The sequence below is a fragment of the Streptomyces sp. NPDC099050 genome (assembly GCF_044759865.1).
Taxonomy (GTDB): Bacteria; Actinomycetota; Actinomycetes; order Streptomycetales; family Streptomycetaceae; genus Streptomyces.
Genome location: NZ_JBIWAE010000009.1, coordinates 135,589 through 148,819 on the forward strand (window position 1 = coordinate 135,589; position 13,231 = coordinate 148,819).

A 13,231-nucleotide genomic window follows, 5' to 3' on the forward strand; every position below is an offset into this window, starting at 1 on the left:
ACAACAGTCGCGATCTTTTGCGCGGGCCCGGGCGTCCTACGCCAGGAGCCGCAGGGCCGCCGGGACGCACTCGGCGCTCACCGGGAGCGGACCCAGCGGCTCGCCGTCCGCGTAGGCCGTGATGCCGGCCGCCTCCAGGGTCACCTTCGAGGCCCGGTACACGGTCACCTTCGGATGGCCGAGGTGAGTGCCCTTGTAGACCCGGGGGAACACCTTCAGCAGGGTGGTGCGGCTGCAGTCGCCGACGACGGTGACGTCGAAGAGCCCGTCGTCGGGCACCGCGTCGGCGCATATCCGCATGCCGCCGCCGTAGGAGCTTCCGTTGCCGACGGCCACCAGCGTGGCCTCGGTCTCCAGGACCGGGCCGCCGTCCAGGGTGATCCGGTACGGGAAGGGCCGGAAGGCGGCCAGTTCCAGCGCCATCGCCAGGTCGTACGTGAACCGGCCGGCCGGCAGCCGCATCCGGTTGCCCCGGTCGTTGACCCGCGAGTCGAAGCCGGAGCACAGCACGGTCCCGTACCAGGTGCCGCCGGAGCCGCCCCGCCCCCCGGCCCCGGCCCCGCCGCCGCCCCCGTCCCCGGACCCGGACACCCGGCCGAGGTCGATCTCCCGGACCCGGCCCTCCTTGAGCGCCTCGGCGGCCAGCCGGCCCGCCCGCGCCGGTTCCCGTACGGGCAGTCCCATCGCCCGCGCGAAATCGTTCCCGGTGCCCACCGCCACCACGCCGAGCGGCACCGCCGTGCCCGCGAGCGCCTGCAGCGCGAGGGAGACCATCCCGTCGCCGCCGACCGCGATCACCGCCCCGGTCCCCTCGCGCACGGCGGTCCGCAGCCGGGACAGGGCGTCGGGCGCATCGCCGCCGACGACGCTGCGCACCGAGAAACCGGCCGCACGAAGCGCGGAAGCGGCCGGCTGCGCGGCGTGCGCGGCCCTGCCGCTTCCGGCGGTGGGATTGACGAAGAGGGTGATCTCAGCACTCACCCGCGGGAACTTACCCGCCGGGGCCGACCCGCGTCGATCAGGTGGCGTCGTCGTAGCCGTTGATCCGCTGGCGTCCGCCGTCGGCCTGCTCGGGCAGGGCCCCCGGGGCCGCCACGGGCTCGACCGCGCCCACGGCCGCGGGGGTCAGGTCCACCTCGGAGGCCTCGTCGTCGTCCAGGCCGGCGTCGGGGTTGTTCCGGGCCCGCCTGCGGTCGTTGAGGTAGCAGAACAGCAGCGCGACGAAGTACAGGGCGACGATCGGCATGGCCAGCGCCAGCATCGTCAGCGGGTCACCGGTGGGCGTCGCGAACGCGGCGAACAGGGTGATGCCCAGCACCATGGCCCGCCACCAGCTCGCGAGCCGCTTCGCGCTCAGCACCCCGGTGACGTTGAGCAGGATCAGCAGCAGCGGCAGCTCGAAGGCCAGGCCGAAGACCACCACCATGCGCGTGACCAGGTCGAGGTAGTCGTCGACCGGCAGCAGGTTGCTCGCGTTGTCGGGGGTGAACTCCAGCAGGATCACCGCGGTCTGCGGCAGGACGTTGTACGCGAGGACGGCGCCGGCGCCGAACAGCGGCGCGCCGACGGCCACGAAGGCCACGGCGTACTTCTTCTCGTTGTTGTGCAGACCCGGGGCCACGAAGGCCCACAGCTGGTACAGCCACACCGGGGCGGAGAGCACGAGACCGGCGGTCAGCGAGACCTTCAGGGCGATGGAGAAGGGCGCGATGAGGCCGTTGACCGTCATCGCGGCGCAGGGATTGCCGTTGCGCTGCGCGACCACGCCGTTGGCACAGCCGACGGAGTCCAGGATCGGCTTCATCATGAAGTCGATCAGGTCCTTGTAGAAGAACGCGGCCACGAGGGTGACCACGAGGACCCCGAGGACCGCCTTCATCAGCCGGTTTCTCAGCTCACGCAGGTGCTCGACAAGAGGCATCCGCCCTTCGGCGTCCTTTGCCTTCTGGTCCTGCTTCTCCTGCTTGCGGGCAGACTTGAGCAACCCACGTCCCTTGTCTCGTTGCAGTTGACTGGTGCGAGCGCGGCCGCCGGAGCGGCCGCCGTCAGCTCTGCGTGGTGTGGTTGGGCTCGTTCACGGGACGGGCGCTGGTCACGTCACCGGGCGAGGCCTGGATCGTGCGCGGAGCCGTGGTCTGCTGCTGGGGCGCCGGGTCGGCGACGGAAGCGGCGGTGGCGGCGTCCTCCGCCTCCCCCTCCTTCTTCATCGCCTTCGCCTCGCTCTTGAGGATGCGGGCGGACTTGCCGAGCGAGCGGGCCATGTCGGGAAGCTTCTTGGCACCGAACAGCAGGAAGATCACGGCGACGATCAGGAGGATCTCGAGGGGCTTCAGGTTGCCGATCATGTGTGTCTTCCTTCTCACCGAAACGGCTGGTTGTGGTAGTCGAGACGGCTCCGCCGAGATCGGTGAGCCGTTCTGACATCGATCGTAACCCCCGGGGGTTAACGCCTGGCAATGCCCCGGGGTATCACCGCTTGCGTGGTCAGACAGTACGGCGGTTGCCCGGCGATGGCTATGGCCGCACGGAGCGCCCGGCCCTGGCCAGGCCCGTAGCGGCCTGCTCCAGCTCCGCGGAGGCGTCCGCGATCCGGCGCCCGGCGTCAGCGACCTGGACGGAGAGCCTGCGCACCTCCACGAAGACCCGCACGGCGAGCACGGCGAGAACGGCGACCCCGAGGAAGCCCAGAGCGATTGCGAACATCGGCCACAGCATGCGACGAGCCTAGGCCACCGCGCGCCTCACACGCTGCGCAGGGTGCTCACGCCGCCACCGGTCAGCAGTTCAACGATCCGCTCCCCGGCGGGTTTGCGGACCGCGGCCGCGCACTCGGGACAGGTGAAGGAGTAGAAGGTCGTACGCCGGCTGCCGCCGATGGCGAGGCGCAGGGCGCCCGCATCCAGCTCGAAGCGGGCCCGGCAGTCGGGACAGGACGCCTTGAACGCGACCGACATCGCGCGGATCCCCCCTCGGCCCCTCAGCCCCGTTCCCCTTCGGCGCCGCTCTCCACGGCCCCGCCCTCGTAGGCGGCGAGCGCCTCCCGGGCCGCCCGGCGGGCGCTGTCCGCCAGCTCCACGGGGGCCACGATCCGCCCCTCGCGGCCCAGCCGCAGCGCCAGGCGCCGCAGCGAGCCCGGATCAGGGGTGCGCAGAGTGATCCGCAGGCCCCCCTCGGGCAGCTCCTCGGCACTGTCGTGCGGGTAGTACTCCGCCACCCAGCGCCCGCCGGGACCCACCTCGACCACGACCTCCGGATCCTCGGCGGCCGGCTGCACCAGCCCCTCGGACAGGTCGCGGGGCTCGATGGCCGGCGGCTCGGCCCGCTCGTCGAGCAGCCGGATCTCCGCCACCCGGTCCAGCCGGAAGGTCCGCCGGGCCTCGGAGAGGTGGCACCACCCCTCCATGTACGTGTGCCCCACGGCGAACAGCCTGATCGGGTCGACCTTGCGCTCGGTGAGCTCGTCGCGCGCCGGCGAGTAGTAGCGCAGCCACAGGCGGCGCCGCTCGGCGATGGCCCGGTCCACGTCGGCGAAGACCCCGCCCTCGGACTCGAAGGTCACCGACAGCCGGGAACTGGCCCCGGCGACCTCGCCCGCGGCCGCCTCCAGCTTCGCGGTGGCCCGCAGCAGTGCCTGGCGGTCCCCCTCGCGCAGCCCCGGCAGCGTGGCCACCGCCCGGGCGGCCACCAGCAGCGCCGTCGCCTCGTCGGCGGCCAGCCGCAGCGGCTCCGCGGTGGACTCCCCCGAGGCGTCGGGGTTGCGCCACCAGATGCGCTCCCCGTCGGTGTCGATGTCGAGCAGGTCACCACCCCGGAAGCTGGTCCCGCACATGGGCAGCACGTCGAGGTCCGAAATCAGCTCGTCCTCGGTGATCCCGAAGGCCCGGGCCACGTCCGCGACGTACGCACCCGGGCGCTCGCGCAGGTACGTCACCAAGGACAGCATCCGGCGCGTCTGGTCGATGGCATTGGCAGCCATGCTGGTACGTCTCCCCCTCAGGGCGTTGCTCACTGATCTTGCCCGGGTCCCCCGGGTCCCCCGGTCCACCCCGTCCACCCACTCCCGCGCGGCTGCGCGCGGTCCGCGCCGTCCGCCAGGCCTGCCCTAACCCTTGGCCACGGCCCGCAGCCGGTCCACGACGTCCGCCCGCAGATCGGCCGGCTCCAGCACCACCACATCGGGGCCGAACTCCACCAGCCAGGCGTCCAGCCCGTGCCCGTACGGGATCTCCAGCTCGTCCCACCCCTCGCCACCGGCCCCCTCGCGCACCGCCGTGGCCCGGGACCGCAGCGGATAGCCCGCCCCCGCCCGCAGCCGGATCAGCGCGGAGCGCTCCGCGCTCTCCCCGGCCCAGCTCGCCACGGTCTCCCGTACGGTCACCACGTCCGGGACCTCGGCGGTGTACTTGGCGGCCCGCGAACGGACCTTGCCCGTGATCCGGGAGAGCCGGAACACGCGCTCCGCCCCGCGGTCGCGGTCGAAGCCCGCCAGGTACCAGTGGCCGCGCCAGCACTCCAGGGCCCACGGCTCCACCTGCCGGGTCTCGGGACGCGCCGCGGTGGACTTGCGGTAGTCGAAGACGACCGGCCGCCGGTCGCGGCAGGCCAGCATCAGCGGCTCGAAGGCCGCCTCGTGCACCGGGATCCGCGGTTCGATCGCACTGTGCTGACCCTCGTACGGGTCCGAGGCCTCCGGCATGCCGCCGGCGCGCAGCTTCTGCAGCGCGCCACTGGCCGCACCGGCGAGCCGGGCCTGCTGCCAGACCTTGGCCGCGAGCCCCAGGGCCGCGGCCTCCTCGGCGTCCAGCGCCACGGGCGGCAGCCGGTTGGAGTCACGACGGGCCAGATAGCCCGTGTCGCCCTCCAGGTTCTCCACGGTCTCGATGACCAGCCCGAGCTCCCGCAGATCGTCCTTGTCCCGCTCGAACATGCGGTTGAAGGACTCGTCGTTCCCGGCTTCCATGTAGGCCTCGATGGAACCGCGCAGTTCCCGCTTGCTCAGCGGCCGGCGCGTCCCCAGCAGACACAGCGCCAGATTCATCAGCCGCTCGGCCTTGGCAATCGCCATCGACGCCCATCCGCCCTTCCAGACCTTCGAGTCGTGTCCCCGGTACACCCTCGTGACCGCTGACCGTACCGCCCCGGCGGTCCAGGGCAAAAGCGAGGGCCCCCGCCTTCAAGACGGGGGCCCCACACGCTTTCACAGCGGACCGATCAGGCGCCCATCAGGTCGCACACGAAGATCAGCGTCTCGCCCGGGGCGATCGCGCCGGGCGCGCCGCGGTCGCCGTACGCCAGGTGCGCCGGGATCGTCAGCTTGCGACGGCCGCCGACCTTCATGCCCTGGACGCCCTGGTCCCAGCCCGCGATGACGCGGCCGGCGCCGAGCGGGAACTGCAGCGCGGAACCGCGGTTCCAGGAGGCGTCGAACTCCTCACCGGTGGAGTAGGCCACGCCCACGTAGTGGACGGAGACCAGGGCACCGGCCTTGGCCTCGGCGCCGTCGCCCTCCCAGATGTCCTCGATGACGAGGTCGGCCGGGGCGGGACCCTCGGGAAAGTCGATCTCGGGCTTCTCGATCTTCTCGGGCTTGTTGCTCACGGAACTGCTCCTCAAAAACTTACGAACAGGGGTACAACCCGGACAGTCTTACACCACGGCCAGGATGTCGAGGCTGAAGACCAGCGTCGAATTGGCCGGAATGGTGCCCTGCTCCTTGTCGGCGAAACCCTGGTCCGGCGGGATGACCAGCAGGACGCGACTGCCGGCCTTCTTGCCGACGATCCCGTCCTTCAGACCCTTGACCTGGAGCTCGGCCAGCGGCCACGTCACGGACGCCCCCGTGGCGTAGGTGCTCTCGAAGGTCTTGTCGTCCTTCCACGTCTTGCCGTGGAACTTGACCACCACGCTGTCGGTGCCCTTCACGGCCGCGCCGTCGCCCTCCAGCACGTAGTTCGACACGAGCTTCGCCGGCGCCGCGACGTCCTTCGGAACGGTCACGGAGACTTCCTTGCCGTCCGTGTTCGTACCGACCTTCGGCAGGGCGGCGTCCGTCTGCGGGACCTCCTTGCCCGTGGCCGAAACCGGAACGGAGGTGGCCTTGACGATGTCCACCACGAAGACCAGCGTGGCGTTCGGCTTGATCTTCTCGCCCGAGCCCTGCTCGCCGTAACCCAGGTCCGGCGGGATCACGAGCTCCAGCCGGCTGCCGACCTTCTTGCCCAGGAGACCCTGGTCCCAGCCCTTGATGACCTGGCCCTCGCCGACGGTCACGTCGAACGGCTTGTCCTTGCCGAAGCTCTGGTCGAACGGCTCCTTGCCGTCCCAGACCTGGCCGAGGTAGTTGACCTGGGCGATGTCGCCCTTCTTCAGCGCCGGGCCGTCACCCTCGCTGATGGTCACCACCTTCAGTTCCTTCGGCGGCGTCCCCTCACCCTTCGACAGGGTGGGAGTCTCCCCGAACTTGGCACCCTTCGTGATCGCGGGCGCCCCGTTCTTCATCTGGGCGGAGTCGGAGCCGCTGTCGCCACATGCCGCTGTCGACAGCAGCAGAAGGGGTACGACAAGCAGGCCGGCAAGTCGGCGCACGTGTTCCTCAGATCTCAGACGGCACATAGGTCGTCGCCACTCTAAGGCGTGCACAGGGCCCCGTACGAGATCCGTACGAGGCCCTGGCCAAGATCAGTGCGATGCGCGCGGCGCCGAACGGCGCCCCGCAACCCCTCACATCCCCCTACATCCCAGCGATCAGCTTCTCCACCCGGTCGTCCACCGACCGGAACGGGTCCTTGCACAGCACCGTGCGCTGCGCCTGGTCGTTCAGCTTCAGATGCACCCAGTCGACCGTGAAGTCCCGCCGCTGCTCCTGCGCCCGACGGATGAAGTCACCGCGCAGCCTCGCGCGCGTCGTCTGCGGAGGCACCGACTTGCCCTCGAAGATCTTGAGGTCGTTGCAGATCCGCGCCGCCAGCCCCTTGCGCTCCAACAGGTAGTACAGCCCGCGCCTGCGGTGGATGTCGTGATACGCGAGGTCTATCTGAGCCACCCGCGGATTCGACATCGTCATGTTGTGCTTCGCCCGGTACCGCTCGATCAGCTGGTACTTCATCACCCAGTCGATCTCGGTCCCGATCCGGTCCAGGTCCTCCGCGTCGATCGCGTCCAGCGTCCGGCCCCACAGCTCCAGCACCTGGTCCACGACACCCGTACGGATGCCCCGCCGCTCCGCGAAGTCCACCGCCTTGTCGTAGTACTCCCGCTGGATCTCCAGCGCCGAGGCCTCCCGGCCGCTCGCCAGACGCACCTTGCGCTGACCCGTGATGTCGTGACTGACCTCCCGGATCGCCCGGATCGGGTTCTCCAGCGTCAGGTCCCGCATCACCGTGCCCGCCTCGATCATGCGCAGCACCAGATCGGTCGCCCCGACCTTCAGCAGCATGGTCGTCTCGGACATGTTCGAGTCGCCCACGATCACGTGCAGACGCCGGTAGCGCTCCGCGTCCGCGTGCGGCTCGTCCCGCGTGTTGATGATCGGACGCGAACGCGTCGTGGCCGAACTGACACCCTCCCAGATGTGCTCGGCCCGCTGACTCACGCAGTAGACCGCGCCCCGCGGCGTCTGCAGCACCTTGCCCGCACCACAGATCAGCTGCCGCGTGACGAGGAACGGGATCAGAATGTCCGCCAGCCGGGAGAATTCCCCGTGCCGGGCCACCAGGTAGTTCTCATGGCAGCCGTACGAGTTTCCCGCCGAGTCGGTGTTGTTCTTGAACAGATAGACGTCGCCCGCGATTCCCTCCTCGTGCAAGCGGCGTTCGGCGTCGACGAGCAGGCCTTCGAGAATGCGCTCGCCGGCCTTGTCGTGGGTGACCAGTTCGATCAGGTTGTCGCATTCGGGAGTTGCGTACTCCGGATGCGAACCCACGTCGAGGTAGAGGCGGGCGCCGTTCCGCAGGAAGACATTGCTGCTGCGGCCCCATGACACAACACGGCGGAAGAGGTAGCGCGCCACTTCGTCAGGAGACAGTCGGCGCTGTCCCCTGAACGTGCACGTGACGCCGTACTCGTTCTCCAGCCCGAAAATGCGGCGGTCCATGACTGAACATTACGCCTTCTGCTCTGTTCTGAAACCGAGTTCGCAGGCGCCGTTTCGATCATTTTCCCGAGAGGCGATGCCGGCGGCCGCCCGACACGCGCCCACCACACCCCCGCCACGCACCCGCCGCACCCCCACCGGCCCGCCTAAGACCCCGTCACCGAAGCCTCCGCGGAACCCTCCAACGGCCCCACCGACCCCGCCCCCGGCTCCCCGGCCGGCCGCACCGGCGCCGAACCCGCCACCGCACGGCTCGCACCCGGACGCGCCACCGCACGGCTCACACCCGGACGCGCCAGCACCCGCTGAGTCACCGTCAGCACCAGCAGCGCCGCCGCCCCCGCCACACTCGCCACCGCGAACCCCGCCGCCGTACCCCCCGCCTCCACCGAAGGACCCGCCACCGCCGTACCGATCGCCGCACCCACCCCGAAGAACGTCACCAGCCACGAGAACGCCTCCGTCACCGTGCCCGCCGGAGCGTGCCGGTCCACCACGATGAACGCACACGCCAGAGCCGGAGCCAGGAACACCCCCGCCAGCGCCGCGAACCCCGTCATCGCCACCACACCCGGCACCAGCATCAACGGCAGGTAACACACCGCCAGCAACGCCACCAGCAACCGCAGCCGCCGCTCCGGCGCCCCCGCCCACTGCCGCGCCCCGTACAGCACACCACCGAACAGCGCGCCCAGACCCAGCGCCGCCATCAGCCAGCCGTACACCGCCTGACCACCGTGCTCGTCCGCGTACGCCACACCCGCCACCGTGATCGACCCCAGCGCCGTCCCCACGAAGAAGAACGCCCCCAGCAGCGCCAGCAGACCCCGCGAACGCAGCGCACCCAGCCAGTGCGCCTCCCGCGGCTCCGAACGCCACGTGCGCGAAGGCTCCGACACCACGACCGACAGCGCCCCCAGCACCCCGATCCCGTTGAGCACCAGCAGCGCCACCGCCGGATCCCACAGCGCCACGCACAGCGTCACCAGCAACGGCCCCACCGTGAACATGACCTCCTGGGCCACCGCGTCCATCGCGTACGCCGCGTGCACCCGCTCCTCCTTGCCGCCCAGCACGCTCGGCCACAGCGCCCGCAGCCCGCCCTCCAGCGGCGGCGTGAACAGCCCCGCGACCACCACCGCCGCGTACGCCACCCCCACCGACCCGGTACCGGCCAGCGCCAGCCACACCATGCCCAGCGCCGACACCACCGCCGCCGGCAACTGCACCCGCGGCTGCCCGAACAGGTCCACCGCCCGCCCCAGCAACGGCTGCCCCACCGCGTTCGACACCCCGTACGCGGCCGCGAGCGCCCCAGCCAGGCTGTAGCTGCCACCCTCCGCCCGGGTGAACAGCACGATCGCGATCGGCCCCGTCCCGTTCGGCAGCCGGCCTATGAGCGTGCCCACCAGCAGCCTCGCGGCATGCCGGGTCCTGAGCAGCTCCGCGTAACCCGCGGCCATGTCCGCCCCCTTCCGCCCGGACCCAGCCGGGAACAACCCAAGTAATACGTATAACGTGACCGGTCATACGTACCATGACCACAGTCGGACGGTCCACCCAACCGACCCCCACACCCCCCGCGACCTCGCACTACAGGAGCACCGTGTGACGAGACCCACCAGCCGCGACGTGGCCACCGCCGCCGGAGTCTCCCAGGCCACCGTCTCCCTCGTCCTCGGCGACAAATGGCGCGGCCGCGTCTCCGAACGCACCGCCGGCCTGGTCCGCGAAGCCGCCACGACCCTCGGCTACCGCCCCAACCTCGCCGCCCGCAACCTCCGCCTCGGCTCCACCCGCACCGCCCTCCTCGTCGTCCCCGCCCTCACCAACGAATTCTTCGCCCGCGTCTACACCGGCGCCGCCCGCATCGCCGCCGAACACGGCTTCGGCGTCGTCCTCTACCCCTCCCCCGACGGCACCGGCCCCGCCCGCGACCCCTTCGCCTCCGCCCGCGCCGCCCTCGACGGAGTCATCGCCTCCTCCATGGCCGCCGACGCCCTCCACGCCCTCGGCGGCGACGCACTCCCCCTCGTCATGCTCGACAGCGACCCCACCGCCGACACCGCCCACGCCCACGTCAACCTCGCCATCGCCGACGGCATGCGCCAAACCGCCGAACACCTCCTCACCCACGGACACCACCGCTTCCTCCACCTCGCCTCCGCCATCGACTCCTGGACCTTCACCGTCCGCGCGAACGCCCTCGCCGCCCTCCTACCGCCCCCCGCCGAGCTGCGCACCGTACGGGCCCACCTCAGCGTGGAAGCCGCCCGTACGGCCATGGAGAGCGCCCTGGACACCCCTGCGGACCGCCGCCCCACCGCCGTCGTCTGCGACGACGACATCCTGGCCGCCGGCGCCTGCAAAGCCGCCCGCCGCCTCGGCCTGCGCATCCCCGAGGACCTCTCCGTCACCGGCTTCGACGACCTCGCCCTCGCCACCGCCGTCGAACCGGAACTCACCACCGTCCACCTCCCCGCCGAACGCGTCGGAGAACAGGGCATGACCGCCCTCCTCGCCGTCCTCGAAGGCACCCCCTGGACCCCGGTCGACATCCCAGTCCACCTCGTCGTCCGCGACTCCACTGGCCCGGCACCGACGCGCTGAACGCCCGGGAACGCGAAAGCGCCCCCGACCCGAAGGCCAGGGGCGCTCACACGCACTACGGACTGCTCTACTCGGCTTCCTCTTCGGGAGCCTCGTCGTTCGACACGGCATCCGCCTGAGCGGCCGCCGGAACGTCCGCCTCCAGCAGCCGCGACAGCTGCCGGCCACGGATCCGCTTGAACTTGCGCTGCTGGGCCCGCGTACGGTCCAGCACCGCCACCTCCAGCCGCTCCGCCGGAATCGACTTGTCCGCACCGTTCGCCTGGCTCGACAACGCCTGCACCGCCAGCTTCAGCGCCTCAGCCAGGGTCATCCCGTCCTGGTGCCGCTGATCCAGATAGGTACTGATCTGCTCGGCGTTGCCACCCACGGCAACGGACCCGTGCTCGTCGACGATCGACCCGTCGTGCGGCAGCCGGTAGATCTGGTCACCGGCCGCCGTCGCGCCGACCTCGGCCACGACCAGCTCCACCTCGTACGGCTTCTCACCCGCACTCGAGAAGATCGTGCCGAGCGTCTGCGCGTAGACGTTCGCCAGCCCACGGGCCGTCACATCGTCACGGTCGTAGGTGTATCCACGCAGATCGGCGTACCGCACACCGCCGATGCGCAGGTTCTCGTACTCGTTGTACTTGCCGGCGGCCGCGAAGCCGATCCGGTCGTAGATCTCGCTGAACTTGTGCAGCGCGCGGGACGGGTTCTCACCGACGAACACGATGCCGTCGGCGTACTGGATGACAACAAGGCTCCGACCGCGGGCGATGCCCTTGCGGGCATATTCCGCCCGGTCGGCCATGGCCTGCTGGGGTGACACATAGAACGGAGTCGACACCGGCTTTCCGTCCCTTTCTTCTGGACGACGAGGAGGTCAGAGATCAGAGCAGTGCGGCGCGCGGACCGTCGGGCTGCTCCATCCGCCGGTTCGTGATCTTGCGGGCCAGCTCCGAGGACTCCTCGTCGGTCAGCCTGCGGAATCCCTCGTCCGTCATGACGGTGACGATGGGGTAAATGTGGCGGTAGAGGTCCGGGCCACCGGTCGCCGAGTCGTCGTCGGCAGCGTCGTACAGCGCCTGGACGACGAGCGTCGTGGCCTCCTCCTCCGTCAGCTTGGAGTGGTACAGCTTCTTCATCGAGCCACGGGCGAAGATCGATCCCGACCCGGTCGCGGCGTAGCCGTGCTCCTCGGAGCGGCCGCCGGTCACGTCGTAGGAGAAGATCCGGCCCCTCTCCTTGGCCTCGTCGTACCCCGCGAAGAGCGGCACGACGGCCAGCCCCTGCATCGCCATGCCCAGGTTGCTCCGGATCATGGTGGAGAGCCGGTTCGCCTTACCTTCGAGGGAGAGGGTCGCCCCCTCCACCTTCTCGAAGTGCTCCAGCTCCAGCTGGAACAGCTTCACCATCTCCACGGCCAGACCGGCCGTGCCGGCGATGCCGACGGCGGAGAACTCGTCCGCCGGGAACACCTTCTCGATGTCCCGCTGCGCGATCATGTTCCCCATGGTCGCCCGCCGGTCACCGGCGAGGACCACCCCGCCGGGGAAGGTGGCGGCCACGATGGTCGTCCCGTGCGGCGCCTCGATGACCCCGTCGGGCAGCTTCCGGTTGCCCGGGAGCATCTCGGGCTGGTGAGCCCCGAGGAAGTCCATGAAGGACGACGACCCCGGCGTCAGGAAGGCTGCCGGTAGACGCCCTGTGCTACGAGTGTTGGGTTCCACAGGTTTCCTTCCACGTAAGCGGCTGCACGCCTCAAGACGTCCGGCCGATCCTTGAGTTGCCCGATTCCTGCGTTGCAGCCGAAGCAAAGTACGCCTCGGACCTTACCCGTCTGATGATCGTGATCAACATGCTCCGCCGGAGCCTCTTGGCAGATCACGCAGACCCCGCCTTGAGTCGCGATCATCTCGTCACGCTCGGCTTCGGTGATGCCGTACTTGCGCATGAAATAGCTCGCCCGGTTCCGTTGCGCCCGGCACGTGCGGCAGTAGCTCGACCACCCGTCGGAGGTGGTCTTGTTCGCCTCCCATTCCGAGTGCGGCTTGATTTCCTCGCACTGGGGACATCGCTTGTGGCCGGACGGTACGGCCACCTTCACCCGCACCGTCCGCCCCTTCGCCTCTTGCCGGGCTTTGTAGTACTCGGCCCAGCACGTGCGGCAATAGGCCTGTAAGCCGTCTGGAGCCGAGCGATTACTCGCGTATTCCGCCCGCGCCAGATCCTGCTTGCACCGCGAACACCGCTTCGTACCGTCGGACAACTACACCCCACCCCTACCTTCGATTCGAAGGTCAAACGGCCTTACTGGCCGCCTTTCTGAACGAAGGACCGCACAAAATCCTCAGCATTCTCTTCGAGGACATCGTCAATCTCGTCAAGTACGGAGTCGACGTCGTCGGAGAGCTTTTCCTGTCGCTCCTTGAGGTCGGTCGATTCTTCGACCGCGGCCTCCTCGACCTCCTCGGTCGAGCGCTGCGCCTTCTGCTGTCCGCCGCCGGTGTCCTTGGTCGCCATGTCTAGCTCACCCCGCTCGGT

Annotated in this window: 16 protein-coding genes; 1 reads left to right on the forward strand and 15 read right to left on the reverse strand. The window is 70.0% G+C overall.

Annotated features, from left to right (window positions below; all coding sequences use genetic code 11):
* Window positions 1-36: 36 nt before the first annotated feature.
* The 11 genes from ACIQV3_RS17580 to ACIQV3_RS17630 all read right to left on the reverse strand — a co-directional run bounded on the left by ACIQV3_RS17580 (window position 37) and on the right by ACIQV3_RS17630 (window position 9,555).
* The gene (locus tag ACIQV3_RS17580) at window positions 37-981 is read right to left on the reverse strand and encodes a diacylglycerol kinase (protein ID WP_403713282.1); all 945 of its coding nucleotides are present in this window, start codon (window positions 979-981) and stop codon (window positions 37-39) included.
* A 37-nt stretch (window positions 982-1,018) separates the two neighbouring features.
* Window positions 1,019-1,984 (reverse strand): twin-arginine translocase subunit TatC, encoded by a 966-nt coding sequence (gene tatC / locus ACIQV3_RS17585; RefSeq protein WP_403713283.1) that lies wholly within the window; start codon window positions 1,982-1,984, stop codon window positions 1,019-1,021.
* A 61-nt stretch (window positions 1,985-2,045) separates the two neighbouring features.
* Window positions 2,046-2,345 (reverse strand): Sec-independent protein translocase subunit TatA, encoded by a 300-nt coding sequence (gene tatA / locus ACIQV3_RS17590; protein WP_403713284.1) that lies wholly within the window; start codon window positions 2,343-2,345, stop codon window positions 2,046-2,048.
* A 169-nt stretch (window positions 2,346-2,514) separates the two neighbouring features.
* The gene (locus tag ACIQV3_RS17595) at window positions 2,515-2,715 is read right to left on the reverse strand and encodes a hypothetical protein (RefSeq protein WP_403713285.1); all 201 of its coding nucleotides are present in this window, start codon (window positions 2,713-2,715) and stop codon (window positions 2,515-2,517) included.
* A 26-nt stretch (window positions 2,716-2,741) separates the two neighbouring features.
* Complete coding sequence (locus ACIQV3_RS17600) at window positions 2,742-2,954, reverse strand: hypothetical protein (protein WP_327307581.1); 213 nt, start codon at window positions 2,952-2,954, stop codon at window positions 2,742-2,744.
* A 23-nt stretch (window positions 2,955-2,977) separates the two neighbouring features.
* Window positions 2,978-3,976 carry a helix-turn-helix transcriptional regulator gene (locus ACIQV3_RS17605; RefSeq protein ID WP_403713286.1) on the reverse strand — a complete coding sequence of 333 codons (999 nt, stop codon included), beginning with the start codon at window positions 3,974-3,976 and terminating at the stop codon, window positions 2,978-2,980.
* Between the two features lie 126 nt (window positions 3,977-4,102).
* Complete coding sequence (locus ACIQV3_RS17610; protein ID WP_403713287.1) at window positions 4,103-5,065, reverse strand: helix-turn-helix transcriptional regulator; 963 nt, start codon at window positions 5,063-5,065, stop codon at window positions 4,103-4,105.
* Window positions 5,066-5,211: 146 nt separating this feature from the next.
* Window positions 5,212-5,598, reverse strand: a complete 387-nt coding sequence (locus ACIQV3_RS17615) for an FKBP-type peptidyl-prolyl cis-trans isomerase (protein ID WP_403713288.1) — start codon at window positions 5,596-5,598, stop codon at window positions 5,212-5,214.
* A 48-nt stretch (window positions 5,599-5,646) separates the two neighbouring features.
* The gene (locus tag ACIQV3_RS17620) at window positions 5,647-6,585 is read right to left on the reverse strand and encodes an FKBP-type peptidyl-prolyl cis-trans isomerase (RefSeq protein WP_403713289.1); all 939 of its coding nucleotides are present in this window, start codon (window positions 6,583-6,585) and stop codon (window positions 5,647-5,649) included.
* A gap of 145 nt (window positions 6,586-6,730) precedes the next feature.
* A complete protein-coding gene (pafA, locus tag ACIQV3_RS17625; RefSeq protein ID WP_403713290.1) occupies window positions 6,731-8,092 on the reverse strand; it encodes a Pup--protein ligase in 1,362 nt (453 codons plus the stop codon).
* 146 nt (window positions 8,093-8,238) lie between these two features.
* Window positions 8,239-9,555 (reverse strand): MFS transporter, encoded by a 1,317-nt coding sequence (locus ACIQV3_RS17630; protein WP_403713291.1) that lies wholly within the window; start codon window positions 9,553-9,555, stop codon window positions 8,239-8,241.
* A gap of 145 nt (window positions 9,556-9,700) precedes the next feature.
* Between ACIQV3_RS17630 and ACIQV3_RS17635 the strand changes: the two genes are divergently transcribed.
* Window positions 9,701-10,702, forward strand: a complete 1,002-nt coding sequence (locus ACIQV3_RS17635) for a LacI family DNA-binding transcriptional regulator (RefSeq protein ID WP_403713292.1) — start codon at window positions 9,701-9,703, stop codon at window positions 10,700-10,702.
* Window positions 10,703-10,769: 67 nt separating this feature from the next.
* On the opposite strand, the gene prcA is transcribed toward ACIQV3_RS17635, so the two are convergent.
* The 4 genes from prcA to ACIQV3_RS17655 all read right to left on the reverse strand — a co-directional run bounded on the left by prcA (window position 10,770) and on the right by ACIQV3_RS17655 (window position 13,210).
* Window positions 10,770-11,534 carry a proteasome subunit alpha gene (gene prcA / locus ACIQV3_RS17640; protein ID WP_403713293.1) on the reverse strand — a complete coding sequence of 255 codons (765 nt, stop codon included), beginning with the start codon at window positions 11,532-11,534 and terminating at the stop codon, window positions 10,770-10,772.
* A 43-nt stretch (window positions 11,535-11,577) separates the two neighbouring features.
* Window positions 11,578-12,417 (reverse strand): proteasome subunit beta, encoded by an 840-nt coding sequence (gene prcB / locus ACIQV3_RS17645; RefSeq protein ID WP_403713294.1) that lies wholly within the window; start codon window positions 12,415-12,417, stop codon window positions 11,578-11,580.
* Entirely contained in the window at window positions 12,369-12,800 is a 432-nt protein-coding gene (locus ACIQV3_RS17650; protein WP_403713295.1) for an endonuclease VII domain-containing protein, read from the reverse strand. Before ACIQV3_RS17650 ends, prcB begins: the two co-directional genes overlap by 49 nt.
* A 197-nt stretch (window positions 12,801-12,997) precedes the next feature.
* Window positions 12,998-13,210, reverse strand: coding sequence for a ubiquitin-like protein Pup (locus tag ACIQV3_RS17655; protein ID WP_133898495.1), 213 nt, complete (start codon window positions 13,208-13,210; stop codon window positions 12,998-13,000).
* Window positions 13,211-13,231: the final 21 nt, after the last annotated feature.

Coding starts and splice junctions, on each gene's coding strand:
- tatA (WP_403713284.1), bottom strand. CDS start 2,345: ATGATCGGCAACCTGAAGCCCCTCGAGATCCTCCTGATCGTCGCCGTG.
- ACIQV3_RS17630 (WP_403713291.1), bottom strand. CDS start 9,555: ATGGCCGCGGGTTACGCGGAGCTGCTCAGGACCCGGCATGCCGCGAGG.
- ACIQV3_RS17595 (WP_403713285.1), bottom strand. CDS start 2,715: ATGCTGTGGCCGATGTTCGCAATCGCTCTGGGCTTCCTCGGGGTCGCC.
- ACIQV3_RS17605 (WP_403713286.1), bottom strand. CDS start 3,976: ATGGCTGCCAATGCCATCGACCAGACGCGCCGGATGCTGTCCTTGGTG.
- ACIQV3_RS17600 (WP_327307581.1), bottom strand. CDS start 2,954: ATGTCGGTCGCGTTCAAGGCGTCCTGTCCCGACTGCCGGGCCCGCTTC.
- ACIQV3_RS17655 (WP_133898495.1), bottom strand. CDS start 13,210: ATGGCGACCAAGGACACCGGCGGCGGACAGCAGAAGGCGCAGCGCTCG.
- ACIQV3_RS17610 (WP_403713287.1), bottom strand. CDS start 5,065: ATGGCGATTGCCAAGGCCGAGCGGCTGATGAATCTGGCGCTGTGTCTG.
- pafA (WP_403713290.1), bottom strand. CDS start 8,092: ATGGACCGCCGCATTTTCGGGCTGGAGAACGAGTACGGCGTCACGTGC.